Origin of the sequence: Amycolatopsis sp., from assembly GCF_036008905.1 — a bacterium.
GTDB lineage: Bacteria > Actinomycetota > Actinomycetes > Mycobacteriales > Pseudonocardiaceae > Amycolatopsis.
In genome coordinates, this window is the sequence record NZ_DASYMU010000259.1 from 1 (window position 1) to 25,796 (window position 25,796).

The 25,796-nt window shown below is 67.3% G+C and carries 20 protein-coding genes and 2 pseudogenes; 18 read left to right on the top strand and 4 right to left on the bottom strand.

The genetic code is table 11. From position 1 onward, the window contains the following. Positions 1-1,278: adenylosuccinate synthase (locus VGP60_RS41440; RefSeq protein WP_327553719.1), on the top strand; the 1,278-nt coding region annotated here is incomplete at its 5' end. 84 nt (positions 1,279-1,362) lie between these two features. Here the strand turns inward: VGP60_RS41440 and VGP60_RS41445 are convergent. Further along, the gene (locus VGP60_RS41445; RefSeq protein WP_327553720.1) at positions 1,363-2,070 is read right to left on the bottom strand and encodes a GAF and ANTAR domain-containing protein; all 708 of its coding nucleotides are present in this window, start codon (positions 2,068-2,070) and stop codon (positions 1,363-1,365) included. A 216-nt stretch (positions 2,071-2,286) separates the two neighbouring features. Between VGP60_RS41445 and VGP60_RS41450 the strand changes: the two genes are divergently transcribed. Continuing rightward, positions 2,287-2,469, top strand: coding sequence for a hypothetical protein (locus VGP60_RS41450; protein WP_327553721.1), 183 nt, complete (start codon positions 2,287-2,289; stop codon positions 2,467-2,469). Here VGP60_RS41450 and VGP60_RS41455 read toward each other — a convergent pair. Further along, the gene (locus tag VGP60_RS41455) at positions 2,455-4,089 is read right to left on the bottom strand and encodes a Na+/H+ antiporter (RefSeq protein ID WP_327553722.1); all 1,635 of its coding nucleotides are present in this window, start codon (positions 4,087-4,089) and stop codon (positions 2,455-2,457) included. The genes VGP60_RS41450 and VGP60_RS41455 overlap by 15 nt on opposite strands. Positions 4,090-4,456: 367 nt before the next feature. Here VGP60_RS41455 and VGP60_RS41460 point away from each other — a divergent pair, with 367 nt between their 5' ends. The 3 genes from VGP60_RS41460 (at position 4,457) to VGP60_RS41470 (ending at position 6,771) form a co-directional block, all read left to right on the top strand. Continuing rightward, the gene (locus VGP60_RS41460) at positions 4,457-5,629 is read left to right on the top strand and encodes a GAF domain-containing sensor histidine kinase (RefSeq protein ID WP_327553723.1); all 1,173 of its coding nucleotides are present in this window, start codon (positions 4,457-4,459) and stop codon (positions 5,627-5,629) included. After that, a complete protein-coding gene (locus VGP60_RS41465; protein WP_327553724.1) occupies positions 5,626-6,282 on the top strand; it encodes a response regulator transcription factor in 657 nt (218 codons plus the stop codon). The genes VGP60_RS41460 and VGP60_RS41465 overlap by 4 nt, the downstream gene beginning before the upstream one ends. A 78-nt stretch (positions 6,283-6,360) precedes the next feature. After that, positions 6,361-6,771: a pyridoxamine 5'-phosphate oxidase family protein gene (locus tag VGP60_RS41470; protein ID WP_327553725.1), complete on the top strand. Its 411-nt coding sequence runs from the start codon at positions 6,361-6,363 to the stop codon at positions 6,769-6,771. Between the two features lie 74 nt (positions 6,772-6,845). Here VGP60_RS41470 and VGP60_RS41475 read toward each other — a convergent pair whose 3' ends face one another. Both VGP60_RS41475 and VGP60_RS41480 read right to left on the bottom strand, forming a co-directional pair. Continuing rightward, positions 6,846-8,381 carry an amino acid permease gene (locus VGP60_RS41475; RefSeq protein WP_327553726.1) on the bottom strand — a complete coding sequence of 512 codons (1,536 nt, stop codon included), beginning with the start codon at positions 8,379-8,381 and terminating at the stop codon, positions 6,846-6,848. A 157-nt stretch (positions 8,382-8,538) separates the two neighbouring features. After that, positions 8,539-9,675 (bottom strand): glycerophosphodiester phosphodiesterase, encoded by a 1,137-nt coding sequence (locus tag VGP60_RS41480; RefSeq protein ID WP_327553752.1) that lies wholly within the window; start codon positions 9,673-9,675, stop codon positions 8,539-8,541. A 205-nt stretch (positions 9,676-9,880) separates the two neighbouring features. Between VGP60_RS41480 and VGP60_RS41485 the strand changes: the two genes are divergently transcribed. The 13 genes and pseudogenes from VGP60_RS41485 (at position 9,881) to helR (ending at position 25,777) form a co-directional block, all read left to right on the top strand. After that, a complete protein-coding gene (locus tag VGP60_RS41485) occupies positions 9,881-11,938 on the top strand; it encodes a TRAP transporter fused permease subunit (protein ID WP_327553727.1) in 2,058 nt (685 codons plus the stop codon). 11 nt (positions 11,939-11,949) lie between these two features. Next, positions 11,950-12,930, top strand: coding sequence for a TAXI family TRAP transporter solute-binding subunit (locus tag VGP60_RS41490; RefSeq protein WP_327553728.1), 981 nt, complete (start codon positions 11,950-11,952; stop codon positions 12,928-12,930). A gap of 99 nt (positions 12,931-13,029) precedes the next feature. Beyond that, positions 13,030-14,295 carry a phosphoribosylamine--glycine ligase gene (gene purD / locus VGP60_RS41495; RefSeq protein WP_327553729.1) on the top strand — a complete coding sequence of 422 codons (1,266 nt, stop codon included), beginning with the start codon at positions 13,030-13,032 and terminating at the stop codon, positions 14,293-14,295. Positions 14,296-14,374: 79 nt separating this feature from the next. After that, the gene (locus VGP60_RS41500) at positions 14,375-14,758 is read left to right on the top strand and encodes a hypothetical protein (protein WP_327553730.1); all 384 of its coding nucleotides are present in this window, start codon (positions 14,375-14,377) and stop codon (positions 14,756-14,758) included. Continuing rightward, the gene (locus VGP60_RS41505) at positions 14,742-15,347 is read left to right on the top strand and encodes a DUF3558 domain-containing protein (RefSeq protein ID WP_327553731.1); all 606 of its coding nucleotides are present in this window, start codon (positions 14,742-14,744) and stop codon (positions 15,345-15,347) included. The genes VGP60_RS41500 and VGP60_RS41505 overlap by 17 nt, the downstream gene beginning before the upstream one ends. 9 nt (positions 15,348-15,356) lie before the next feature. After that, the gene (locus VGP60_RS41510; RefSeq protein WP_327553732.1) at positions 15,357-17,045 is read left to right on the top strand and encodes a hypothetical protein; all 1,689 of its coding nucleotides are present in this window, start codon (positions 15,357-15,359) and stop codon (positions 17,043-17,045) included. Positions 17,046-17,065: 20 nt separating this feature from the next. After that, positions 17,066-17,839, top strand: coding sequence for an ESX secretion-associated protein EspG (locus tag VGP60_RS41515; RefSeq protein ID WP_327553733.1), 774 nt, complete (start codon positions 17,066-17,068; stop codon positions 17,837-17,839). 181 nt (positions 17,840-18,020) lie between these two features. Further along, complete coding sequence (locus VGP60_RS41520; protein ID WP_327553734.1) at positions 18,021-18,341, top strand: hypothetical protein; 321 nt, start codon at positions 18,021-18,023, stop codon at positions 18,339-18,341. Between the two features lie 38 nt (positions 18,342-18,379). After that, positions 18,380-19,834, top strand: a pseudogene (locus tag VGP60_RS41525) (WXG100 family type VII secretion target); the annotation flags it as partial. A gap of 507 nt (positions 19,835-20,341) precedes the next feature. Continuing rightward, positions 20,342-20,557 (top strand): annotated as a pseudogene (locus tag VGP60_RS41530) (transglycosylase SLT domain-containing protein); the annotation flags it as partial. 303 nt (positions 20,558-20,860) lie between these two features. Next, positions 20,861-22,078, top strand: coding sequence for a glycosyltransferase (locus VGP60_RS41535; protein ID WP_327553735.1), 1,218 nt, complete (start codon positions 20,861-20,863; stop codon positions 22,076-22,078). A gap of 50 nt (positions 22,079-22,128) precedes the next feature. Then, complete coding sequence (gene rox / locus VGP60_RS41540) at positions 22,129-23,556, top strand: rifampin monooxygenase (RefSeq protein ID WP_327553736.1); 1,428 nt, start codon at positions 22,129-22,131, stop codon at positions 23,554-23,556. Positions 23,557-23,596: 40 nt separating this feature from the next. Continuing rightward, entirely contained in the window at positions 23,597-25,777 is a 2,181-nt protein-coding gene (gene helR, locus VGP60_RS41545) for an RNA polymerase recycling motor ATPase HelR (protein ID WP_327553737.1), read from the top strand. Positions 25,778-25,796: the final 19 nt, after the last annotated feature.

Here is a 25,796-nt window from a genome sequence, read left to right on the forward strand (position 1 = left end):
ATCGTGCTGATCGGTGCCCAATGGGGCGATGAAGGCAAGGGCAAGGCCACCGACCTGCTCGGCGACCGTGTCCAGTGGATCGTTCGCTATCAGGGTGGCAACAACGCCGGCCATACCGTGGTTCTTCCGGACGGCCAGAACTTCGCGTTGCACCTCATCCCTTCCGGCATCCTGAGCCCTGGGGTCACCAACGTCATCGGCAACGGTGTGGTGATCGACCCGGGTGTCCTGCTCGACGAGCTCGCCGGGCTGGAAGCCCGCGACGTCGACACGAGCCGCCTGTTGATCTCCGCCGACGCGCATTTGATCATGCCGTACCACGTCGAGATCGATAAGGTCACCGAGCGTTACCTCGGCGCGAAGAAGATCGGCACCACCGGCCGGGGCATCGGCCCCTGCTACCAGGACAAGATCGCCCGCGTCGGCGTCCGCGTCCAGGACCTGCTCGATGAGAAGATCTTCCGGCAGAAGGTCGAAGCCGCGCTGGAGTTCAAGAACCAGGTGCTGGTGAAGGTCTACAACCGCAAGGCGCTGGAGGCCGAGCAGGTCGCCGACGAGGTGCTCGCGGCGGGAGAGAAGTTCGCGCACCGCATCGCCGACACCCGGCTGCAGCTCAACCAGGCCCTCGAGCGCGGCGAGACCGTGCTGCTCGAAGGTTCGCAGGGCACGCTGCTCGACGTCGACCACGGCACGTACCCGTTCGTCACCTCGTCCAACCCGACAGCGGGTGGCGCCAGCGCGGGCTCGGGCATCGGCCCCGGCCGCATCACCACCGTGCTCGGCATCCTGAAGGCGTACACCACCCGCGTCGGCTCCGGCCCGTTCCCGACCGAGCTGAACGACGACTCGGGCGAGTACCTGCGCAAGACCGGCGGCGAGGTCGGCGTGACCACCGGCCGAAACCGGCGCACCGGCTGGTTCGACGCCGTCATCGCGCGCTACGCGACCCGCGTCAACGGCATCACCGACTACTTCCTCACCAAGCTGGACGTGCTGTCCAGCCTCGAAAAGGTGCCGATCTGCGTCGCGTACGAGGTCGACGGCTTCCGTACCAACGACATGCCGATGACCCAGACCGACGTGCACCACGCCGTCCCGATCTACGAAGAGATGCCCGGCTGGTTCGAGGACATCTCCGCCTGCCGCACCTACGACGAGCTGCCCGCCAACGCGCGCGCGTACGTCGAGCGCATCGAGGAACTCTCGGGCGCCCGCGTCTCGGCGATCGGCGTCGGCCCGGGCCGCGAGGAGACCATCGTGCGGCACGACTTCATCTAGGCCCCTAAAGCGTATGAACGGACCTTTCCTTGCACTTCTCGCCAGGAAAGGTCCGTTCATAACGCGTTGACGGCTGACAGTCCATTATGGACTCTTAGTCGCGGCTTCGAGCAGGTCGTCGGCGGGCACCGTCCCATCGACCACACCGTGCGCGATCTTGTTCAGGCGCTGATTGGTGTTGCGGGCGTGGGCTCGCATCCGGTCGAAGGCCTCCGTCATGTCGAGCCGGCCGCGTTCGGCGAGGATTCCCTTGGCCTGTTCGATGATCACGCGGCTGTCGAGCGCTGTCTGCAGTTGTCCGGCGAGGATGGTGTGATGGCGGATCTCGCGCTGCTGCACGAGGCAAATGGCCGTCGCGTCTGCAAGTGCTTGGCAGAGCCGCAAATCGCTGACCGGAAGCAAACCGATCCGGGTACTGAGCAAGGCGACCGCGCCGATGATTTCGTCGCGCAACCGGAGTGGAACGGCGTGCGCGGAACGAAAGCCTTCCGCATCGGCACGTGCAGCGAACCGGGGCCATCGCTGGGCCACCGTCAGCAGGTTGGCCACGGTGATCGGGCGGCCGGTGCTGAACGAAGCCAGGCACGGGCCGTCTTCGAAGCCGGGTGGGAAAAGCTCCAAGTGCTGACCTGGCAACAAAAACTCCCCCGCGTCCACGGGTAGCAGTTGGATGCAGTGTTTGGTCAGCCGCCACATCAACTCGTTGACGTCGCAAGTGCCGACGGCTGTGTCTGCGAGGCTCACGAAAGCCTCGCAGATGGCTTGTTCTCTGTCCCCCTGCTTGATGGTCACTCCTCGCGCGCCCGAATTCAATTTTGGTGCCTGATCTGTGCTCCCTGATTTTGGGCCTCCGGCCCGGACGCTGCAACGCCCATACGGTGGATCGTGGTACGACTTCGCAATTGCGACGATCGGGTGACTCTGGCGGCGGCCGGGGATTGCGTTGCTACGTTTGACAAGTCCAGCCCCAGACCCAGGCATCGCTTCGACCGGGTTTGGTGATCGCAGATGACTGACGAATGGCGAATGGAACAGGCCGAGCCGATGACTTTGGGCATGAGCCTGGCCATGTTGACCACGCTCGCCGCTTTCTGGGCCGCCGAAGTGGCGGTCGGGATCACTATCGGGGCGGGTGAGATGGTCACGAGACATTCCTCCGCCGAAAAGTACCTTCTTTCAGCTAAGGCGTGAGGTCAGAGCCTCCGACAGAGCCATTTCCTCGAGATCCAGTTCTCGCAGCACCTTGCGGAGCACGTCGTCGTCGAGCCTGCCGGCGGCGTGCTCCTCCAAGAGGGTTTGCCGTTGTGTCATCAGCAGTTCCCGCCGAGCCTTCGCGAAAGCGGCATGCGGACTCGAAGCCCTTTCCTCGGAAGAAAGAGAAATCGCCGCCACCGCGCCGCGGTACCTGGTTTCGACGAGGGCGTTCAACCTTTTCTTGAGCGTGTCGAGCCGCTCCTCCGGAATGTCCAAAGAGGACAGTCTGGTGGACATGATCTCGTCCAGTCGGTTCTTGGCCGCTTCCATGGCGGCTTTGCGTGCTTCGAGTTCCTCGGCTTCGTCGCGCGAGGCTTCGTCGGGGTCCCGCACCTTGAACGCCTTGATCAGCACCGGCAGGGTCAGGCCTTGAATGAGCAGGGTGCCAATAGCGACGGTGAACGCGAAGAGCTGGATTTCCGCCCGGCCCGGGGTTTCCATCGGGATACCGGTCGCGGCCGCGAGGGTGATCACCCCGCGCATCCCCGTCCACGAAACCACCGCCAGCTGGCGCCACGCCGGTCTGTCCTGTTCCTTGCCGAACAAGCGCAACGTCTGGGGGAGAACGGCGAGGAGGAAGACGTACGGTATTCGGATACCCATCGTGACCAGGAGCACGATCGCCGCCACCAGGAAAAGCGTTCCATTGTCCCTGGCCGCGCCGAGAGCCCCGTCCAGCACGAACGGCAGTTGCAAGCCGATGAGCGCGAACACGAGTGCCTCGAGGATCACGTCGAACGTCGCCCAGACCTGTGAGTCCTGTACCCGGGTCGCCGGACCGGCGTACAACGACTTGCGCCCCAGATAGAGCCCCGCCGCGACCACCGCCAGCACACCGGATCCGCTGAAGGCAGGCGAGAACGGGTGCAGGTGTTCCGCGGTCACGTAGACGCCGAACGGCAGGATGATGCCGAAGGTCGACTCCATCAGCGGATCGTCGAGCTTGCGGCGGACGAACCCGACCAGCACACCCGCGAGCAGCCCCACGCCGACGCCGAGGACCGTGGCCACCAGGAACACCAGGAACCCGTGCCCGATCGAGCCTGCCGTGCCGAGTACCGCCGCCAGCCCGATCTTGTAGAGCGTCAGTGCGGCGGCGTCGTTGACCAGGCTCTCGCCGGTCAGCACCGTCATCATCCGCCGGGGCAGCCCGAGCCGTCTGCCGATCGCGACCGCCGTCACCGCGTCCGGCGGAGCCACCACCGCGCCCAGGACGAACGCCGAAGCCAGCGGGAGGTCCGGTAGCAGCCAGTGCACGACCAGGCCGACGACGAACGCGGTCACCAGTACCAGCACCACGCCGAGCGCGATGATCGGCCGCAGGTTCAGCTTGAAGTGCGTGGCCGAGGTCTCGAGCGAGGTCGAGTAGAGCAATGGCGGCAGCACCAGCGTCAGGATCAACTCGGGTTCAAGCTCCATCCGGGGGATCCCCGGAATGAAGCTCACCGCGAGCGCGACGGTGACGATGATCAGCGGCGCGGGCAGGTTGAACCGGCGCGCGAACGCCGTCAGCCCGAGTGAACCCGCGAGCACGCCCATCAGGGTAAGGATCTCCATGGTTTGCCTCCCAGAAGATCCTTCCCCAGCCGGGCCCCTCTCGCCCGTTGAGGACCCGCGAATTCGGGCTACAGTTCGGGCCGACTTCGTGAATTACTCACGATAATTCGAGAACTCGGGTGGCATAACGCAGCCGGGACGTATAGCGAAGATTTGGATCATCCGGGGGGACTTCCGCGGCCCGAGCCGAAATTGAAACGGATCATCGGCACACCCTCTTTTGAGCTGCGCGGCGTCTTGCGAGAAAAAGCCTGACCGGTTATCGGCATTTCGGCACCGGTACACCGGCCCATGATCAATGGATCATTGGACCCTTGTTTCGCTGCCGCTTACCTGTTAACGCGCCGAGGGTCGTAAGGTAACTCGCGTGAGCGACGACCTAGGGCAACGCGAATTGTGGCTACGGGCGTCCCACGACATCACCAGTAGTTTGCTTTCCGGGACCGATCCGAAAGCGGCACTGCTGCTCGTCGCGGAACGCGCCCGGATGCTCGCCGGTGCGCCCATCGCCGTTATCGCCCTGCCGGACGAGGACAATCCGGCGAACTTGGTCTTCGACGTCGTCGACGGCGTGGGAGTGGGTGCGGAAAAGGTGAACGGGATGTCGATCCCGATCGCCGAAACCGGCTCGGGGCACGTCTTCAGCACCGGCAAGGCCGCGATCTTCAGTCAGTACGGCGGACACGTGCTGGCCAGGTCGAAGGACCCGGAGAACGAATTCCCGGCCGAGGTCTCATTGCTCGATTCTTCGGTCGCGGTGCCGCTCGCGTACGCCGATGAAGTGCTCGGAGTGCTTGTCCTCGCGCGATTCCACGGCGATTCGGCGTTCACACAGGACGAGCTGGAGATGGCGGAGGCGTTCGCCGCGCACGCCGCCGTCGCGCTGGAGTTCGCTCGCGCGGGTGACGACCGGCGGCGGCTGGCGGTGTTCGAGGACCGCGACAGGATCGCCCGTGACCTGCACGACCTGGTCATCCAGCGGCTGTTCGCGATCGGGCTCGGGCTCGAAGGGCTCGGCCCGTTGCTCAGCAGGGAGGCGGGCGGCCGCGTCGCCAAGTTCGTGCGGCAGCTCGACGAGACGATCCGTGAAGTGCGGCGCACGATCTTCTCCCTGCAGGAAGAGCCGGACAGCCAGGTCAGCCTGCGCACCGAGATGCTGCGCTGTGTCCAGGAGGCCACCGCGGTGCTGGGGTTCGAGCCTCGGGTGTCGTTCGAGGGGCCGCTCGATTCGCTGGTGCCCGACGTCGTCCGCCCGGATCTGCTCGCGAGTTTGCGGGAGGCGTTGTCCAACGCCGCGCGGCACTCCGGTGCGAAGCGGGTTTCGGTGGAGGTGCGCGTGGATCGTCACGGTGCCGGGCTCGGGCTGGTGGTGTCGGACAACGGTGTCGGGCCGCCGGCGGATCGCACGCGCAGCAGCGGGCTGGGCAATCTCGCCGACCGGGCGAAGCGCTGGCACGGCTCGATGAGTTTCGAACCGGCGCCGGGTGGCGGCGCCGAAATGCGATGGACCGTGGTTCTGCCACGGGAGGAGCGCGAGTGACGATTTCGGTGTTCTTGCTCGACGACCATGAGCTGGTCCGGCAGGGCCTTCGCACGGTTTTGGAAGCGGCCGGGGACATCGAGGTCGCGGGGGAAGCCGGGTCCGCGGCCGAGGCGCTGGTGCGGATCCCGGCGGTTCAGCCGCAGGTCGCGATCCTCGACGTCCGGCTTCCCGATGGCGACGGGGTCAGCGTGTGCCGGGAGATCCGTTCCGCGATCATGCCGCCGCCCGCGTGCCTGATGCTGACGTCGTACTCCGATGACGAAGCGCTGTTCGGCGCGATCTTGGCCGGTGCCGCGGGCTATCTGCTCAAGCAGATCTCGGGGATGGACCTGGTTTCCGCGGTGCGGACGGTCGCGGCCGGCGGGTCGATGCTGGACGCCCAGGTGACGGCCACGGTCATGAGCAGGCTGCGGGGGGAGACCGGGGTCGTCGACCCGCGGTACGCCTCGCTGAGTCCGCAGGAGCAGCGCGTGCTGGAGCTGATCGCGAAGGGCCACACGAACCGGGAGATCGCGCGCCAGCTGTACCTCGCGGAGAAGACCGTCAAGAACTACGTCTCCTCGGTACTGCACAAGCTGGGCCTGCAGCGCCGTACGGAGGCGGCAGTCTACGCCGAACGCCGCAGGTCACGACCGCTTACCGGGGAGTAGGGTCGTTCGGCCCTAGTGGCACTCGGTCAACAGCAGCGATATTGGCTGAGTATCACGATGTTGGCGAGCGGAGCTGAGATGTTCGATGCCATCGGGCCAGAGGTTCTGGATCGCCAGGCATGTCTCAAACTGCTCGGCGGGGTCAGCCTCGGCCGGATTGTCTATACCGAGCGGGCGATGCCGGCCATCCAGCCGGTGCCGTTCGTGCTGCACGACGAGATGATCATCCTGCGGGCGAACGTGTCCGGGAAGCTCTCGGCGGCGATCCGTGACACGGTCGTCGCGTTCGAGGCCGGGCGGTTCACCGAGGACCTCGGCTCGGGTTGGAGTGTGCGCGTGATCGGCCGGGTGACCGAGATCGTCTGCCCGGAAGAGCTAGCGGAGCTTGCTGTCCTGCCCTTGGCCAGCTGGGACAACTCGCCCAACGCGCACTACCTCCAGGTCACCGTCGACCTCATCTCCGGCCGCCGCCTCACCGCCCCCGAATAACCCACCCAACTTCCGAATATGCCGACAACTTATCCGGCGCGGGGTCGCATAAGTTGTCGACATATTCGGGGGGTTCAGGCGAGTTCCTTGAGTTCCTGTTCGACGGCGGCGAGTTCCTCGGCGGAGCCTTGGACCTTCGGGCCGGTGAACCACTTGCGTGCCGAGAGCACCCACCACAGGCCCGCGCCGCCGAGCACGACGAGGAACGCGATCGGCGCGTAGTTGAACGAGTCCACGGTGACTGGCGAGACCTGCGGGAGCATGAACAGCACGAAGATGAACACGACCCACGCCGTCGCGATGATGCCGACCGGCTTGCCCCACTTCCCGAGGCTCCATGGCCCTGGCTCGAAGTCGGCGCCCTTGCGGACCCGCAGGAACACCGGGATCACGTACGCCACATACAGCCCGACGACGGCGATCGACGTCACCGCGAAGTAAGCGGTCTTGCTCCACAGGTACGGCAGCGCCAGCAGGAACGCGCCGCCGGTGCCGAGCCAGACGGCGTTGGTCGGCGTCTGCGTGCGCTTGTTGATCTTGTGCCAGAACCTCGACCCGGGAATCGCGCCGTCACGGGCGAACGCGTAGATCATCCGCGAGTTCGCCGTCACCGATGCCATGCCGCAGAACAACTGCGCGCCGATGCAGATCAGCAGCAGGAACTTGCCGGTCGCGGCGCCGGTGGCGTCGATGAAGATCTGCGCGGGCGGCACCCCGGTCTCCGACCCGAGCGCGCCGTCGTAGTCCTGGATCGCGAAAGTCAGCCCGATCAGCAGGATCCACCCGGCGACGAGCGAGACCAGGATCGACGTGACGATCCCGCGCGGGCCCGCCTTCGCCGCGTTCACCGTCTCCTCGGTCATGTGCGCCGAGGCGTCGTAGCCGGTCAACGTGTATTGCGCGACCAGAAGTCCCAGCAGGAAGACGTACACCGACGAACCCCAGCCGGTGTTGTTCACGAAATGCCCGAACACGAACGACGCGTCCTGGTGCTGAGCCGGTACGAACACCAGCACCCCGACGATCACCGCGACGCCGATCAGATGCCACCACACGCTGATGTTGTTGAGCACGGCCACGATCCGCACGCCGAACGTGTTCAGCACGCCGTGGACGACCAGGATGATCGCGAGCAACATGATCGTGTGGCCCGGCGTCGCCGAGAAGCCGAACTGCAGGTCGAGGAAGGCGTTGAGGAACAGCGCCGCACCGAAGTCGATCCCGGCGGTGACCGCGATCTGCCCGATCAGGTTGAACCAGCCGGTGAACCACGACCACGCGGGCCCGTTGCGCGGCGCCAGTTTCGCTGCCCAGTAGTAGAGCCCGCCAGCGGTCGGATAGCTGGAGCAGACCTCAGCCATGCCCAGGCCCACGAGCACGACGAAGATGCCGACCAGTGGCCAGCCCCAGATCATCGCCGCGGGACCGCCGGTGGCCATGCCGAAGCCGTACAGCGTCAGGCAGCCCGACAGGATCGAGATGATGGTGAACGACACCGCGAAGTTCGAGAACTGCGACATCGTGCGCTTGAGTTCTTGGGCGTAACCGAGCTGGTGCAGCCGGTCGCTGTCGTCGTCGGATGGCGCGGCGGGGGTCTCGCGAACGTCCATGGGCACCCACTTCAAAGGTATGCGGACAGTCCATTGAATCCCGCAGAAGTTAGCCCCGGCGTGGGCGGGGTGTCAAGGAAGTGTGAGCCCCGGACGCTATGAACGGACCCTTCCTGGCAGAAAACGCCAGGAAGGGTCCGTTCATGTCACTTGAAACCTAGGCGTTGGCGCGCTCGCGCAGGGCTTCCAGCGCCGTGTCCGGCTGGTCGGCGAAGAAGCCGTCGACACCGGCCTTCAGGAACGCGGCTTCCTCGGTGAAGATGTCGCCGTACTCGGTGGGGTCGCTCGACGAGCGCAGGTTCGTCGGCAAGAACGAGTTCTCGTTGCGGAAGGTGTACGGCTGCACCTTCAGCTTCGCGGCGTGCGCGTCCCGGACGATCGACGTCGGCGTGGTCAGGTTGCCGGCGGCGTCACGCGGGATGATCTGGCCCTTGTCCGGGCCGAAGTACGTCGCGTACTTCGCGATCTGTCGCAGGCCCTGCGCCGTCACGAGGTCGGCGTAGGTCCGCTTGTCACCCTTGGCGACGAAGTCGGCGGGCGCGCCGGACGCCGAGGTCAGCTGCAGCAGCGGCACCCGCACCTCGCGGTGCAGCGCGATCAGGTTCGACACCTCGAACGACTGGATGATCACCGGTGCGTTCGCGCGATTGAGGCCGTTGCGGTTCAGGATGTCGACCAGCTTCGGCTCCACCGGGTTGCCGATCGAGGCGAAATACGTCGAGTGCTTGACCTCGGGGTACGTGCCCAGCGTGCGGTGCAGTTCGCGGCCGAGACGCTTCGTCAGGTCGAGCACCTCCTGGTAGGTGACGATCGAGAAGTGGCCGTTGTAGATGGTGTTGTTCGGCCGGACGTCGGGGATCCGCTCGATCGCGCGCAGCGTCTTGAGCTCCGCCAGCGTGAAGTCCTCGGTGAACCAGCCGGTCAACGGCGTGCCGTCGACGATCTTGGTGGTCTTGCGGCCGGCGAACTCGGGGTGCTTCGCCACGTCCGAGGTGCCGCCGATCTCCGGCTCGTGCCTGGCGACCAGTTTGCCGTCCTTGGTGGGGACGAGGTCGACGTCGACCCAGTCCACGCCCTGGCGGTAGGCCAGTTCGTAGGAGGCCAGCGTGTGTTCCGGCCGGTAGCCCGGCGCGCCGCGGTGTCCGACGATCACCGGCCCATCGTGCCCACGGCCGTAACTGGCCGCATCCGGAGTACCACTTTCGGTGGCACTCGCCGGCCCGACGGCCAGGCCCACCGCGCTAAGCAAGGCGAGACCCGTTAGAGCGAGAGTGCCCACTCGCGTGCGCATCATGATCGACCTCTCTGGAAAGGGATGGCTTGGCCACGGCGTAACACTGACCTGTGTGGACGTCCGCCAGGCGACGGTGAAACGGCGGTTCGCCCACATGCTGGTAAACGCCGCATGGATCACCTCTTCTCGTGTGAGCGGAAACACCGTAGCGTGCGACCAGCAGATCTTTGTCCGGTTGCAACGTTCCAGAGTGGTGATGTCGGCAATGTCTTCGTCGGTCAACGCGGTGGATGAAACCCGAGCCGCGGAAATCGCCGCCGAGCACGACGAGGAGCGTCCCGCGCGACGCCTGTCCAGGCGCCCGGACCTGCTGGTCTACCTGGTTTCACTGGCCGTCGCCCTGCTGGTGCTGAAGCAGGTGTTCTTCCCGTTCAGCAAGGGAAACCAGTACTACCTGGTGATCTTCCTCGGCTGCACGCTGCCGATGGTCTTCCTCTGCTACCGCCCGCGCGTGCGCAAGGGCGTCACCGGCGAGGCTGCCATCGCAGAGGCCGAGAAGGACGACCCGAACGTCGTCGACTGGGCGCTCGGTGTGGTGTCACTGCTGGTGGGGCTGTACCCAGTGCTGCCGTTCGGCGGCGGGTACAACGAATTCCTCGATCGTCAAGGCGTTCTGTCCACTTTGGACATCATCGCCGGGGCGCTGCTGCTCCTGCTCATCCTCGAAGCCGCCCGCCGGACGACGGGCCTGGTGCTGCCGATCGTCTGTGTCGTCTTCCTGCTGTACGCCTATTACGGCGGGTTCCTGCCCCAGAACTGGGGAATCGCGCACGCGGGCGTCGACTTCAGCCAGATCGTCAACGCGCTCTACAACGACGCCACCGGCTTCTACGGCACGCCGCTCGACGTCGCCGCGAGCTACATCGTGCTGTTCACCATCTACGGCGCCGTGCTCAACGCCTCGGGCGCGGGCAAGTTTTTCGTCGACATCTCGTTCGCCGCGTTCAAACGCTCGCGGACCGCGCCCGGCCGCACCACGGTGATGTCCGGGTTCCTGCTCGGCACGGTGTCGGGTTCCGGCACCGCGACGGCCGTCAGCCTCGGCGCGATCACCTGGCCGATCCTGCGCAAGGCGGGCTACCCCAAGGAAAACGCCGGTGGCCTGCTCGCCGCGTCCGGCATCGGCGCCATCCTCTCGCCGCCGACGCTCGGCGCGGCCGCGTTCATCATCGCCGAGTACCTGCAGACGTCGTACCTGACAGTGCTCATCTGGGCGACTGTCCCGACACTGCTCTACTACCTCGGCATCGTCTTCGCCGTCGAGGCCGACGCCCGGCGCTTCGGCGCGAAAGCCATCGACGTCGCCACCGGCAACGCCTGGAAACTGCTGCTGCGCGGCGGTTACCACTTCCTGTCGCTGATCATCATCATCGTGTTCCTGGCGCTGGACATCCCGCCGTTCGCCGCGGTCGTCTACGCCACCGGCGTCGCCGCGTTGTTCGCCCTGATCGCCCGGCTCGTCAATGGCGGCGACGACCGCGCGGCGGTTTTGGGCTGGGGCAAGGACATCGTCGACGCGCTTTCGGCAGGCGTCCGCGGCGCGCTGCCGGTGATCGCGGTGTGCGCGGCCGCCGGGGTGATCACCTCGACCATCACCAAGACCGGCCTCGGCCAGGAACTCGCCAACGCGCTGGTGGAGGCGGCCCGCGCGGTCACCGACAACGCCACGGTCGTGCTGATCCTGACCGTGTTCCTCTCGGCGGTCGCCGTCGGCGTGCTCGGCCTCGCCGTGCCGGTGACGGCGTCGTTCATCATCGCCTGGGTGGTGATCGGGCCCGCGCTGGCCAACGTCGGAGTCGCCGACGCCGAGCGCGCGATGTTCATCTTCTACTACGCGGTGCTCTCCGAAGTCACGCCACCGACAGCGCTCGCGGCCGTCGCGGCCGCCGCGATCACCGGCGGCTCGGTGATGAAAACCATGTGGCAGTGCTGGAAGTACACGCTGCCCGCGTTCTTGGTGCCGATCGCGTTCGTGCTCACCGACAACGGCAGCGCGTTGCTGTTGCAGGCCCCGGCGCTGAACGTGGTGTGGGTGGTCGCGGTGTCCGCGCTCGCCGTCGCGGCGCTGGGTGTGGTGACCGGCGGCTGGCTGTTCGGGCCGGTCAGCTGGCGGATCCGCGCGGTGTTCGTCCCCGCCGCGCTGTGCCTGCTGTACCTGGAGCCGGTGCCGATCGCGATCGGCGTCGCCTTCTGCGTGCTGGGCGTGGTGTTGCAGGCCGTTTTCCGGACGAAGGAACGTGCTGACGAAGTGGTCGGCAGTTAAGGAGAAAAGTTATGCGTGCGAAGGCTTTGCTCGTGGCCGCGGCGATACTCGTCGCGGCCACGGGGTGCGGGGGGAAGCAGACCGCGGATCCGGCGCCTGCCGGGGGAGACCAGGCCGCCTGTGAGGCGTCCGACGGCCGGATCACCATCGCCACCGGCAACAGCGGCGGCGTCTACTACGTGCTCGGCGGTGGGCTCGCCCAGCTGATCAGCAACAACAGCAAGCTGAAGGCGACCGCGGCCGAGACCGGCGCCTCGGTGCAGAACATCCAGCAACTGGTCAACAAGGACTACGACATCGCGTTCTCGCTGGCCGACTCGGCCGCCGACGCCGTCAACGGCAGAGGCGCCTTCGAAGGCAAACCGCAGAAGGTCCAGGCACTGGCCCGGATCTACCCGAACTCCACGCAGGTCCTGGTGCGCAACGGCTCGGGCATCAACAGCATCGCCGACATGCGCGGCAAGCGGATCTCCACCGGCTCGCCGAAGTCCGGCACCGAGGTCATCGCGAACAGGCTGCTCCAGGCGGCCGGCCTGAACCCGGAGACCGACATCCAGGCGCAGCGGCTCGACCTCGCCAAGACGTCCGACGGCATGAAGACGGGCAGCATCGACGGGCTCGTGTGGTCCGGCGGGCTCCCGACGGCGCAGATCACCGACATCACCACCTCGCTCAAAGGCCAGGTGAAGTTCCTCGACATCACCCCGCAGCTCGACTCGCTCAAGCAGGTCAATCCGGTCTACACCGCGGGCACCATCCCGGCCGCGACCTACGGCCAGCCGTCGGACATCCCGACCATCGAGGTGCCGAACGTGCTGCTGGTGCGCGAGGACTTCCCGGTCGGCAACGCCTGCGCGATCACCAAGATGCTCTTCGACAAGCGCGCCGATCTCGAAAAGGTCCACCCGTCCGCGAAGCAGATCGAAAAGGCGACGGCTACCCAAACCGACCCCGTCCCCCTGCACCCCGGCGCCCGCCAAGCCCTTGGCTAACCCCCCGTCCGGGGAATGTGTCGACATATTCCCCGGGGTGGGTGGGGGCCACGACCCTCAACGGAGAGGCTGTGCGACGCGGCTACTAGGCTCTTTCGAGTGCGCGTACTGGTAATCGGGTCCGGCGCCCGTGAGCATGCCCTGGTCCTTGCCGCCGCCGAGGATCCCGCGGTCACCGCGCTCGCTTGCGCGCCCGGAAACGCGGGAACCGCCGCGGTGTCCGAGCAGCTCGGCGTCGACGCGGTCGACCCCGACTCGGTGACGAAGCTGGCTGTCGGCTGGAAGGCCGACCTCGTGGTGGTCGGGCCGGAGGTCCCGCTGGTCGCGGGGGTCGCCGACGCCGTGCGCGCCGCGAACATCGCCTGCTTCGGCCCGTCGGCCGCCGCCGCCCGGATCGAAGGCTCCAAGGCGTTCGCGAAGGACGTCATGGCCAAGGCCAACGTCCCCACCGCGCACGCCGAGGTCGTCGACAACCCCGCGCACCTCGACGCCGCCCTCGCCCGCTTCGGCCCCACCTGGGTCGTGAAGGACGACGGCCTCGCCGCCGGTAAGGGCGTGGTCGTCACCACTGACTTCGACGTCGCCCGCAAGCACGCCCTGATGCTGCTCGACGGCGGCCACCCGGTGCTGCTCGAGACCTTCCTGGACGGCCCCGAGGCCTCCCTCTTCTGCTTCGTCGACGGTCACACCGTCGTCCCGCTGCTGCCCGCGCAGGACTTCAAACGCGTCGGCGACGGCGACGCGGGCCCGAACACCGGTGGTATGGGCGCCTACGCGCCGCTGCCGTGGACGCCCAAGGGCTTCGTCAAAGAGGTCGTCGCGAAGGTCATCCAGCCGGTCGTCGACGAGCTCGTCGCCCGCGACTCCTCGTTCTCCGGCCTGCTCTACGCCGGCCTCATCCTCACCGCCGACGGCCCGCAGGTCATCGAGTTCAACTGCCGCTTCGGCGACCCGGAAACCCAGGTCGTCCTCGCGCTCCTGCGCACCCCGCTCGCCGGGCTCCTGTACGCGACGGCCACCGGCACGCTCGCCAAGCACCCGCCGCTCGAATGGGACCAGGGCTCCGCGGTCACCGTGGTCATCGCGGCCGACGGCTACCCCGGCAAGCCCCACACGGGTGACGTCATCGCCGGTGGCGAGGCCGAAGGCGTGCTCCACGCCGGCACCCGCCGCCGCGACGACGGCGCGATCGTCTCCTCCGGCGGCCGCGTGCTCTCGGTCGTCGGCGTCGGCGACACTCTCAAAGCGGCCCGCAAACAGGCGTATGCCCGCGTCGAGAAGGTCCACCTGGCAGGCTCGCACCACCGGACCGACATCGCCCAGCGCGCCGCGCGCGGGGAGATAGCCACCCCGGTCGCCAAGTAGATCGGTCAAACTCAAGTCGTTGTGACACGCGGGTTGGTAGCCTTCGAATGACTACCGTCCGTAGGAGGGGTGCGCGCAGATGGCAACAACCGCCCAAGCCCAGCTCACGTCGACGGTGCCGGCCGCACCCGGGGTGGCCGACATCAAGGTCGACCCGTCGAAGCTGCTCGACGTCGCCAGGGTCGTCGAAGAGCAGGTCAACGCCCTGCAGGACAAGCTGCGGCTCCGGCTCGGCGAGCTCCACATCGACACGCCGTCCTCGGACACGATCAGCACGGCCAGCGTCGACTCCTGGAACGAACTGATCGCCGACGGCGATCAGTCGTACGCCAAACGCGTGCGTGACTACATCGAAGGCCTGCGCACGCTCGTCGAGCAGCTGCGCACGGCCGCGGAGCGCTACACGGTCAGTGACGCGGACAAAGCGGCGACATTCGGGGACCGTGGTGTCCATCCGGCTTAAATACGTTGCCGGCGGAATGCTGGCGACGGCCGTACTGACGAGCTGCACGTCGACAGACGAAGGGCAGGCGTACGTGGTGCCGACAGCCGAATCGTCCGCGTCGCAGAGCGCGAAGGCCGCCGGACTGCCGCAACGTCCGAGCGAGCTCAAGCTGACCGGCATCGACCCGTGCACCCTGCTGACCCCCGAACAGCTCGACCAGCTCAAGGTGAACAGCAAACCCAGGCAGGCCAGGGAATCCGCCGACGGGCCGAGCTGCTCGTTCGACGTCGACCTGACCAGGCCGTACTACTCCTACGGCATCACGGCCGTCACGAAAGCCGATCTCGACGCCTGGCTCACCGGCGACCGCCGCAAGAACAGCATGACCACGGAACCCGCCGGCGTCGGCGGATTCCCGGCGTTGAAGAACTTCCGCAAGAGCAGCGATCCGAGCGACTGCCAGACCTTGGTCGGCGTCGCCGCAGGGCAGACCATCGTGGTGCAGGCGTTTCCGGTGACACAAGGAGCTTTCAACCAGCAGCAGCTCTGCGACCTGTCCACACAGGCCGCGAATCTGGCACTGCAGACGTTGAAAGCACACGGATAAAAGGGATTGGTGGCGCTCGTGGACGTTTCGGCGATGGTGGAGAAGATCCGCAACCACCGGTTCGACGGCTACACCGACACCGGTATCGCGACCGAGATCGAGAAGTTCAAAAGCGGTGACGGCATCGGCAGCATCGGCACCGCGGTCGAGGCGCTGCGCTCGGTTTCCGGCGCGCTCGCCGAGACCGACGTGACGCTGCGGCGTGAGCTGTCCAAGATGGGTGTCGAGTGGCAGAGCCAGGCCGGTGGCCAGGCCGGGCAGGTGTTCACCGAACAGGCCGGGTTTTCCCGTGACGCCATGGACAAGGTCGAGCACTCCGCGGAAATGATCTTCGCCCAAGGTGAGGCCTTCAACCGCACGCTCTACAAACTGCCCGACGCGGCCACCGTCCGGAAGGGCGCCGGCGGGCTCACTCTCGGCGACAAAGCGTTGAGTCTCATCGGTTTCGAGACCGACCACGTCCGTGACGTCGTCGCGGCGAAGAACGCGCGCGCCCAGGCCGTCGAAGCGCTCAACGCGTACGCCACGCAAAGCGGCGAGAACCTATCGTCGGTCGAATCGATGGCCGAGCCGCAGGGTTTGATGCTCGACTCGGCCGAAGCCGGTGGGCCCAGCGCGCTCCAGCTCGCCGGCTCCGCGGTCGACCTCACCCCAGGCGGCGGCAAGGGCGAAACTCCCGGCGACACCCGGGCCGCGGCGGCCGACTGCAAGGAAACCGGACCCGTTTCACAACCCGCGTCGAAGCCGCATGTCGCCGTCCCGCAGCACGACGCGCCGACACCGGCCATGGGCATCCAGGCGCCTTCGCGCAGCAGCGGCGGAACCTCCGCGCCGCCACCTCCGCCGCCTTCGGAGTCGACCACTCCGTCGGGATCGGCGCCCCACGCACCAGGTGGCGCCGGCGGTGTCGCGCCACGGCCTCCTTCGCACCAAGAACCCGGCCGTCCCTTCCCGCCGGGAACTCCGGGAACGCCCGGAATCCCTGGTGCGCCAGGAACTCCGGGAACACCGCCGCTGCCGGGAATGCCCGGTGTCTCCGGCCCGTCGGTCGGCAGCGTGCTCGGCGGCCAGGCGTCCGGCTCGGAGAACCCCGCTGGCCGTTTCGGCGGCGGCCCTGGTGGTTCCGGCGGTCCTGGTGGTCCTGGCGGAGGAAGCGGCGCCGAGGGATCACGCGGCTTCCCCGGCGGCGCGGCAGGCATCACCGGTGGTGGCGGTGACCAGGCGCTCGGCAAGGGCAAGCTGGTCGGCGCCGGGCCGCAGACCCCCATCGCGGCCGCCGAAGTCGGCCGCCCGTTCCCGCCACTGCCGAAACCCGGTATGTCCGCGGGAGATCTCGGCGCCGGAGCGGCTGCGCTGGGCGCCGGTGCGGTCGGTGGCGCCACCAGCGGCGAGCGTGACCGTCAGGGCCGGGGCTTTGGCCGAGGCGCGGTCGGCAGCGGCAAACCACTCGGCCAGCTGCCGATGGGCGAGCTGCCCGAAGAAGAGGCCGCGGCCATGCGGAACTCCGAGAAACTCAGCCCCCGCAAGGAAAAGGGCAACGCGAGCTTCATGGAAACCGCCGCGCCCCAGAATCCTCACGACGAGGAAGACGCCTCGCACGTGCGGCGGTACGGTGTCGACGACAAGGATCTGTTCGCCGACGGGCGACTGGTTTCGCCGGACCTGATCGGCGACGACGGCGCCGACGAAACACGCTGAGGGGTACGGCAACAGTGCCGATGGGATCGCCGAACGGCAGCATTGTCCTGTCTGCCTTGGAATTCGACATGCTCTGGGAAGCCGAGCGGCTTCCACCGCGGCACTCCGCGCTCGAAGTGCCGAGCCCCGGGATGACCCACACCGAACGCGCCGACCTGATCGAGCAGGCGTGGGAATCACTGCGGCTGCGCGGGCTGGCCAGGGGGCGCAAGGCGTCGGGCGAGCTGGTCGACATGCTCAACCTGTTCGCGCACGCCAAGGTCACCATCGACGTCTGGGTCTGGACCGACCGCGAGATCAAGGGCCTCGCGGTGAGCGTCGGCAGCCAAGCGCTGCTCGGGGTCGTCGACAACGGCGAGGTGTGGCTGATCCCGGCCAGGGACACGCTGCTCGCCGAGGCCGCGGTGTCGGTCGCCGGTGACCTCGAGGCCGGCGTCGGGCAGTCGATCAGCCTGCCGCACCAGATCCTGCGCGAAGCCGACGCCGAAGCCCAGGGCGACGCCAAGGCCATGGTCACCGCGCTCGAAGACCGCGGTGTGCCGCTATGGCAGGCACAGGAACTCGCCGGCATGCTGCTCGGCCAGGAAGCCCGCGGGCAGTTCGGCGTCGAACGGGTCGGCCGCGACGGCCTGATGCGGCGAGCCGACAGGGTCATCGCGTTCTACGACACCGACGCCGGGCGCTACCTCTTCCAGCTCGGCCGCAACACCGACGGCCGGGACTGGGCCACCGTCACCCCCGCCGACAACCAGCTCCTCGCGCAGCGCGTCTGGGAAATGCTCGACGAGGTTTAAATTGGCGCGAAGCTCCGTTGGTGGTGGGTGACGGTGTGGGATTAAGCCAGGTCGGGTGATAGTTGCAGCGAACCGCACCCCTGCTCGCCGCGGAAGTCTTAGAGTGGCGCGGGAACCGTCTCGGTCACGACGACGTCTGACCAGGCGACACAAAGTTTTGGTGCGAAGGGGATGAAAAGCCGTGCCCGTGTACGACGCGCACTCGATGGGGATCGCCGCCGGCCAGGTCGAGCGGCTCAAGGACGAGTTCGAAAAGTCCAAGGGCAAGGTGACCGGCGTCGACGACGAGAAGGACAGCCCGTTCGGTTCGATGGGCGGTTCCGGTGACGTCCACAGTGCCGTCGGGACCTTCAAGGAAGGTGTGCACAACGAGTTCGACGCGGGCGGGAAACTGATGGAGGCGACGAGTTTCGTGCTGCGCAAGGCCGCAGGCCTGATCGAGGAAGCCGATCAGATCGCGAAGGACAACGTGACCCTGCACCAGGATCGGCCGAAGCCGTGAGCGGGGATCGGGTAGGCCAGCCGCCGTCCTGGCCCGCGGTGCTGGAACAGTCCAAACAGGTCGAAAAGGTCAATCCGGCCGCCATCCAGAAAGCCGCGGACCAGTTTCACGAAGCCGCGACCAACGCCGGAGACCACGGCGCCTCCCTCAAGCAGTCGACCGACGCGCTGCAGGGCGGTGTCTGGAGTGGACCCGCCGCGGACGCGTTTTTCGCCTACGTCAAGCAGATCACCGACGCGGGCGACAAGGTCCAGAAACACCTGCAGGACGTAAGCACCGATCTCGGTGTCCTCCAGGGACAGCTCGCCGACATCAAGGGCAAGATCCAGACGGCCGTCAGCGCCGCCGAAAAGACGATCACCGACAACAACACCAAGGCGACCGCCGCGGCCGACAACGCCGACGCTCAGGCCGCGCAAGCCGCCAAAGACGACAAACCGGCGCCCTCGCCGTCCTCCGCGGAGATCATCTCGGCGGCCAAGGCCGCTGATGAGAAGGTCGCCTCGCAGGCGAAGACGGATATCGAAGGCCTGCTCAGGCAGGCCGACGACCTGATCAAGAAGTCCCAAGAACTGATGAAAACCCAGGTCGAGGGCGGCTATTCGACCGTGCCCCTGCCGGGCAAGGACGGCACCCTGCCCCAGCGCACCGGCGGCGTCCACTCCAACGGCGGCATGTCCTCCGGTGGCGGTGGGGGCGGCGGAGGCGGTGGTGGAGGCGGCGGCCTCGGCCCGAGCGGCGGCCCGCCGTCGACCACCCCGCCCGGCAACGTGCAGCAGTGGATCCAAGAGGCCATCAAGATCCTGCAGGCCGCCGGCGTACCCGTCACCGACGCGGATATCAGCAAGATCTGGACGATTATCGAAAAGGAATCCGGCGGCAACCCCAACGCGATCAACAACTGGGACTGCGTGCCGGTCGAAACCACGATTCTCACCCGCCGCGGCTGGTTGAAGCATAACGAGGTTCGCGTCGGCGATGAGACGATCGGCTACAACCAGGCCGACGGTTCCTCCGAGTGGACGCGTATCTCGCGAGTGGTGCATCACGAAGACGCGCCGCTGGTCCGCATGGGCAATTCGCGCTGGCACGCCACCACCACGCCGAATCACCGCTGGCTCACCCTGCCGCGCGCCAGTGTGCGGCGAACAGGCCTGCCGGTGACCTGCCCTGAATGTGATTGGAAGCCAAAAGCGGCTTCACAGCCGGAGAACGGGGTCGCGGTACACCGTCGCAAGATGCACGGTGTCGTGCCGCCGAAGCAGCAGAACACCTATTCGACGGAACCCGTGTTCGTCACGACGCAAAACGTCCGCAGTCGTGATCGGCTCATGGTGACCGCGCCCGCGAAAACCGCCTCGGGCATCGACATCACCGTGCGGGAAGCGGCCATCCTCGGCTGGATCGCCGGTGACGGCCACGTGGAGAACCGGCGGCACCGGCCGACCGTTTCGATCGCGCAGTCCAAGCCCGAGATGGTCGAGAAGATCCGCGAGCTGCTCGAGGGCATCCCGCACGCGGACTACGTCGACGACCGCGGTGGGTGCGGCCCTCGCCACCAGTTCCGGCTGGACTACGACTACGCCCAGGATCTCCTTGCCAGGGCAGGGCATCCCAAGTCGGACGCCGTGACACAGGTGCTCGCGATGTCGACCATGCAGCGAGCCGCCTGGCTGGAGGCGATCACCGACGCGGAAGGCACGCGCTCGATGCGGCCGGGCTACACCAAGCCGCAGGTGATCATCTACCAAGCACCTGGCGCGGTGCTGGAGGCCATCACCCTCGCCGTCTATCTGGCGGGTTCACGGCCACGGGTGGACATCGAGCGCTCGACACCACGTGACACGTGGAGCCCCGAAGCCGCTATCCGCTCGAACTCCCCGGTCGTCACCGGCGCCTTCCTGTCGAAGGAAGACGTCGGTCGCGCCGATGTCTGGTGCGTGACCACAGAATTGGGCACCTGGACCGCCAGGGAAAACGACCACGTCTTCCTGACCGGGAATTCCAACGCCGCCGCGGGGCACCCTTCAAAGGGCTTAATGCAATGCATCGATTCCACTTTTAACGCGCACAAGCTCCCCGGTCACGACGACATCTACAACCCTGTCGACAGCATCATCGCCGGTGTCCGCTACACCTTCGACCGCTACGGCGGCTTCGCCGGGCACCCCGGCCTGAAGGCCATGGCCGGTGGCGGCGGTTACCAGGGCTACTGATCTCGATAGCCCAAGTGCAATCTGCGACCGCGTAAGCGCAATCCCTGCACACGCGGTCGCATTTTGTGTACGCCTATCCAGCGAGACTCGACCCGAGATGCCCTGAACGACGCGTTACGCCATATTTGGGGCTCACGACTTCAAGTTAGGGACGGCGGCGACAGGTCCGCGACGGCGGCAGGAGGAGTAACCACTCCCTTCCACTTCTAACTTATAGCGCACTGGGGGGCTTGCCACAAGCCCCCCGTTGTGCCGCAGAATCACCGGTCCAAGCCTGGAACCTGCGGAAATGGGAGTAACCGAGTGCGTGTGTTGTTGTCGACGTATGGGTCACGTGGGGACGTCGAACCAGTGGTGGGGCTCGCGGTGCGGTTGCGGGAGCTCGGTGCGGAGGTGCGGGTGTGCGCGCCGCCGGACTTCGCGGAGCGGCTGGCCGGGGTCGGCGTGCCGATGGTGCCGGTCGGGCCGTCGGCGAGTGAGCTGACGGTCGCGGCGCCACCGCCGTCTTCCCTGCCCGAGCGTGCGGCCCGGTTGATCACCAGCCAGTTCGACGCGGTCACCGCGGCGGCCGAGGGCTGTGACGTGCTGGTGGCGACCGGCATGTTGCCGACCGCCGCCGGCGCGTTGTCAGTGGCCGAGAAATTGGGTATCCGGTCGGTGTCCGTGACGTTCCAGCAGCTCACCCTGCCTTCGCCGCATCACGCGCCGCTGGCGTATCCGGGCCGGCCGTTGCCGCCGGAGGTGACCGACAACCGGGTGCTGTGGAAACTGGACGCCGAGAACGTCAACGCGCTGTTCGGCGAAGCGCTCAACAAGAACCGGGTGGCGAACGGCCTGCTCCCGGTGGACGACGTCCGCGGTTACGTCCTCGGCGACCGGCCGTGGCTGGCGACGGACCCGATCCTGGACCCGTGGCCGGCGACGCCGGATCTCGACGTCGTGCAGACCGGCGCGTGGATCGTGCCGGACGAACGCCCGCTCCCGGCCGACCTCGAGGCGTTCCTGGACGCGGGTACGCCGCCGGTGTACGTGGGCTTCGGCAGCATGCCCATGCACGCCTCGGCGGACGTCGCCGAGGTGGCCATCGAGGCGGTCCGTGCGCAGGGCCGCCGCGTGGTCGTCCTGCACGGCTGGGCGGAGCTGGCCCTGATCGACGATCGGGACGACTGCTTCGTCGTCGGAGAGGTCAACCACCAGGCCTTGTTCGGCCGGGTGGCCGCCGTCGTGCACCACGGCGGCTCGGGCACCACGATGACCGCCACCCGGTCCGGCGCGCCGCAGGTGGTGGTTCCCCAGGCGACCGATCAGCCGTACTGGGCCGGTCGGGTGGCCGACCTGGGGATCGGCGTGGCGCACGACGGTCCGACGCCGACCTTCGAGTCCCTGTCGGCCGCGCTCAAGTCGGCCCTGACCGACGAGACGCGCGCACGAGCGACGGCCGTGGCCGCCACGATCCGCACCGACGGGACGACCGTGGCCGCCAAGCTGCTGCTCGACGCGAGGTCACCACTGTCCGCGTGAACCGCGCGGGTAGTACTCACAGCTCGTTTTTGTTGCTACAGGGGGATTTCATGTTCGACGTGATCATTGCCGGTGGCGGACCGACCGGCGTGATGCTGGCCACCGAGTTGCGGCTGCACGGCGTGGACGTGCTCGTGCTGGAGAAGGACGCGGAGCCGACCTCGGTTGTCCGCGCGCTCGGCCTGCACGCGCGCAGTGTCGAGGTGATGGACCAGCGTGGCCTGGTGGAGCCGTTCCTCGAGCTCGGCAAGCAGTACCCGGTCGGAGGTTTCTTCGCCGGCATCCAAAAGCCGTCGCCGGAGGGGCTGGACACCACGTATCCGTTCGTTCTCGGCATTCCGCAGCCCATCGTCGCCCGCCTGCTGACCGCGCACGCTATCGAGCTCGGTGTCGAGATCCGGCGCCGCGGTGAACTGGTCGGACTGAGCCAGGACGACCGCGGGGTGACTTCGGAGCTCGCGGACGGTACGGAACTGCGCTCGCGCTACCTCGTCGGCTGCGACGGCGGCCGCAGCACGGTGCGCAAGCTGCTCGGCGTCGGCTTTCCCGGCGAGCCCGCCAAGGTCGAGACGCTGCTGGGCGAGATGGCGGTGACAGCGTCGGCGGAGACGGTGAACTCCGTGATGGCCGAAGTCCGCAAGACCCAGAAGCGGTTCGGCTTAGGGCCTGTCGGGGACGGGTTCCACCGCGTCGTCGTGCCCGCCGACGGGGTGGCCGAAGACCGCACGGTCCCGCCGACCCTTGAGGATTTCAAACGGCAGCTGCAGGCAACAGCCGGTACCGACTTCGGTGTGCACTCACCGCGCTGGCTCTCCCGTTTCGGCGACGCCACCCGGCAAGCCGAGCGCTACCACGTCGACAGGGTGCTCCTGGCAGGCGACGCGGCGCACATCCATCCGCCGATGGGCGGACAGGGCCTCAACCTCGGCATCCAGGACGCGTTCAACCTCGGTTGGAAACTGGCCGCCGAGGTCAACGGCTGGGCGCCGGCGGACCTGCTGGACAGCTACCACGCGGAACGGCATCCGGTGGCCGCCGCCGTGCTGAACAACACCCGCGCGCAGGCGGAGCTGATGTCCCCCGAGCCCGGTCCGCAGGCGGTACGCCGGCTGATGTCGGAACTGATGGACTTCGAGGAGGTGAACAAGTACCTGATCGAGATGCTCATCGCGATCAGGATCCGCTACGACTTCGGCGAGGGGCACGAGCTGCTCGGCAAGCGGATGCGTGACATCGACTTGAAGCAGGGGCGCCTCTACGCGCTGATGCACGCGGGCCGGGGGTTGCTGCTCGACCAGACCGGCCGGCTTTCGGTGGCGGGCTGGGCGGATCGGGTGGACCACGTCGTCGACGTCAGCGAAGAACTGGACGTGCCCGCCGTGCTGCTGCGGCCGGACGGCCATGTGGCGTGGGTCGGTGAAGACCAGCAGGATCTGCTCAGCCATCTGCCGAAGTGGTTCGGCACTGCTGCGAACTGAGCGCGTAACCAATTTTGATTCAAAACGCTGTGAGGGGCATGTGTCAGCTGAGGGGTACGACGAGGAATTGCGGTCCGAGCGGAGCTACGTGGCCGGGCTCTACACGCGGCTCGACGCCGAGCGCGATCGGGTGAAGGGCGAGTACACGGCGGCGTTGAGGGGGACCGGCGGGACACCCATGGAACGGGACGTCCAGGTGCGCGCGTCGGCCAAAGAGGCCAAGCGGCTGGACGTCGCGGACAGCGGATTGTGTTTCGGCCGGTTAGACACGCTTTCGGGGGAACGTTCGTACATCGGCCGGATCGGTCTTTTCGACGAGAAGAACGAATACGAACCGGTGTTGCTGGATTGGCGGGCGCCGGCGGCGCGTGCGTTCTACATCGCCACCGCGGCGACGCCGGAGAACATGCGCCGGCGCCGCCAGTTCCACACCCTCGGGCGTCAGGTGGTCGATTTCACCGACGAGGTGCTCGGTCGCGACGGTGGGGCCGACGTGGGGGACGCCGCCCTGCTCGCGGCGGTCAACGCGCCGCGCGGTGAGGGCATGCGCGACATCGTGGCGACGATCCAGGCCGAGCAGGACCGGATCATCCGGCTCGACCACCCGGGCGTTTTGGTGATCGAGGGCGGTCCTGGGACTGGAAAGACCGTGGTGGCGCTGCATCGCGTCGCGTATTTGCTTTACACCCAGCGGGAGCGGATGGAACGGCACGGCGTGCTCGTGGTCGGGCCCAACCCGGCGTTCCTGAACCACATCGGCCGCGTGCTGCCGTCGCTGGGCGAGTCCGACGTCGTGTTCATGACCACCGGCGATCTCGTGCCCGGCCTGCACATCACTGCCGAGGACACGCCGGAAGCCATGCGGCACAAGGGTTCGCTGAAGATGCTGGACGTGCTCGCGGCGGCGATCGCCGATCGGCAGCGGCTGCCCGAGAACCCGCTGCCGATCGAACTGGCGGACGTCACAGTCCGGATCGACGCCGAGACCGCGGAGTGGGCCATCCAGGAGGCGCGCAAGAGCGGGTTGCCGCACAATGAGGCCCGCGGGGTGTTCACCGAGATCGTCACGTACGTGCTCACCGAACGGGCGATCGGCCGGATCGGCAAGGGCTGGCTGACCCGGGACGATCGTGAGGCTTGGGAGGAGATGCGGGCGGACCTGCTCAAAGAGCTGGCGGACAACGAGAAGTTCACCGCCGCACTCGACGACCTCTGGCCGATCCTCACGCCGGAAACCCTGTTGGCGCCGCTGTACATGTCGGCCGAACGGCTACGGGCTGCCGGTGCGGACCAGGTGTTGTCGCGCCCCGTCGGCGACGCCTGGACGGTGTCGGACGTGCCGCTGCTCGACGAACTGGTCGACCTGCTGGGCCGTGACTTAGCAGCCGAGAGGGCCGCCAAGCAGGCTGTCGAGCAGGAACAGCGGGCCGAGGCCGAGTACGCCGCCGGTGCGTTGGACATCCTCAAACTGGACCGCGAGGAGATGGACGAGGACATCATGCTGGCCGCCGAGAACCTGCTCTACGCCGAGGATCTGGCGGACCGTTTCGAAGAGCTCGACACCCGCGAACTTGTCGAACGCGCCGCCGCGGACCGGGACTGGACCTACCGGCACGTCGTGGTCGACGAGGCACAGGAACTGTCCGAAATGGACTGGCGAGTGCTAATGCGGCGCTGTCCGGGCCGATCCTTCACGGTGGTCGGCGATCTCGCCCAACGCCGGTCGGTGGCCGGGGCGACGTCGTGGGACACGATGCTGGAGCCGTACGTGCCCGGCCGTTGGGTTTACCGGTCGCTGTCGGTGAACTACCGCACGCCGGCGGAGATCATGGCCGTCGCCGCCGCGCTGCTCGCCGAGTTCGCCCCCGGCGTCCAGCCACCGGAGTCGGTCCGCGCGTGCGGTGTCCAGCCATGGTCCAGACGCGTCTCCGACGACGAACTCCCCGCTGCCATTGAGGAATTCGTGCGGGACGAAGCCGGTCGCGAAGGCACCAGCGTCGTGATCGGGCCACCGGGCGTGCCGGGCACGGTTCCGGCGTCGGAGACGAAGGGCCTGGAGTTCGACGCCGTCCTGATCGTGGACCCGGAACGGATCCTCGCCGACGGACCCCGCGGCGCGGCCGAGCTCTACGTCGCCCTCACCCGCGCCACCCAACGCCTCGGCGTCCTGCACCAGGGCCCCTTGCCGCAAGCACTGGCCGGTCTCGCCGAAACCGGGTAAGCGCAGGTTATGCACGCTC

What these genes read in the sequence shown, in the direction of transcription:
- VGP60_RS41470 (WP_327553725.1), top strand. Translation starts at nt 6,361, where the DNA reads ATGTTCGATGCCATCGGGCCAGAGGTTCTGGATCGCCAGGCATGTCTC.
- VGP60_RS41485 (WP_327553727.1), top strand. Translation starts at nt 9,881, where the DNA reads ATGTCTTCGTCGGTCAACGCGGTGGATGAAACCCGAGCCGCGGAAATC.
- VGP60_RS41500 (WP_327553730.1), top strand. Translation starts at nt 14,375, where the DNA reads ATGGCAACAACCGCCCAAGCCCAGCTCACGTCGACGGTGCCGGCCGCA.
- VGP60_RS41515 (WP_327553733.1), top strand. Translation starts at nt 17,066, where the DNA reads ATGGGATCGCCGAACGGCAGCATTGTCCTGTCTGCCTTGGAATTCGAC.
- VGP60_RS41450 (WP_327553721.1), top strand. Translation starts at nt 2,287, where the DNA reads ATGACTGACGAATGGCGAATGGAACAGGCCGAGCCGATGACTTTGGGC.
- VGP60_RS41490 (WP_327553728.1), top strand. Translation starts at nt 11,950, where the DNA reads ATGCGTGCGAAGGCTTTGCTCGTGGCCGCGGCGATACTCGTCGCGGCC.
- rox (WP_327553736.1), top strand. Translation starts at nt 22,129, where the DNA reads ATGTTCGACGTGATCATTGCCGGTGGCGGACCGACCGGCGTGATGCTG.
- VGP60_RS41475 (WP_327553726.1), bottom strand. Translation starts at nt 8,381, where the DNA reads ATGGACGTTCGCGAGACCCCCGCCGCGCCATCCGACGACGACAGCGAC.
- VGP60_RS41480 (WP_327553752.1), bottom strand. Translation starts at nt 9,675, where the DNA reads ATGATGCGCACGCGAGTGGGCACTCTCGCTCTAACGGGTCTCGCCTTG.
- VGP60_RS41455 (WP_327553722.1), bottom strand. Translation starts at nt 4,089, where the DNA reads ATGGAGATCCTTACCCTGATGGGCGTGCTCGCGGGTTCACTCGGGCTG.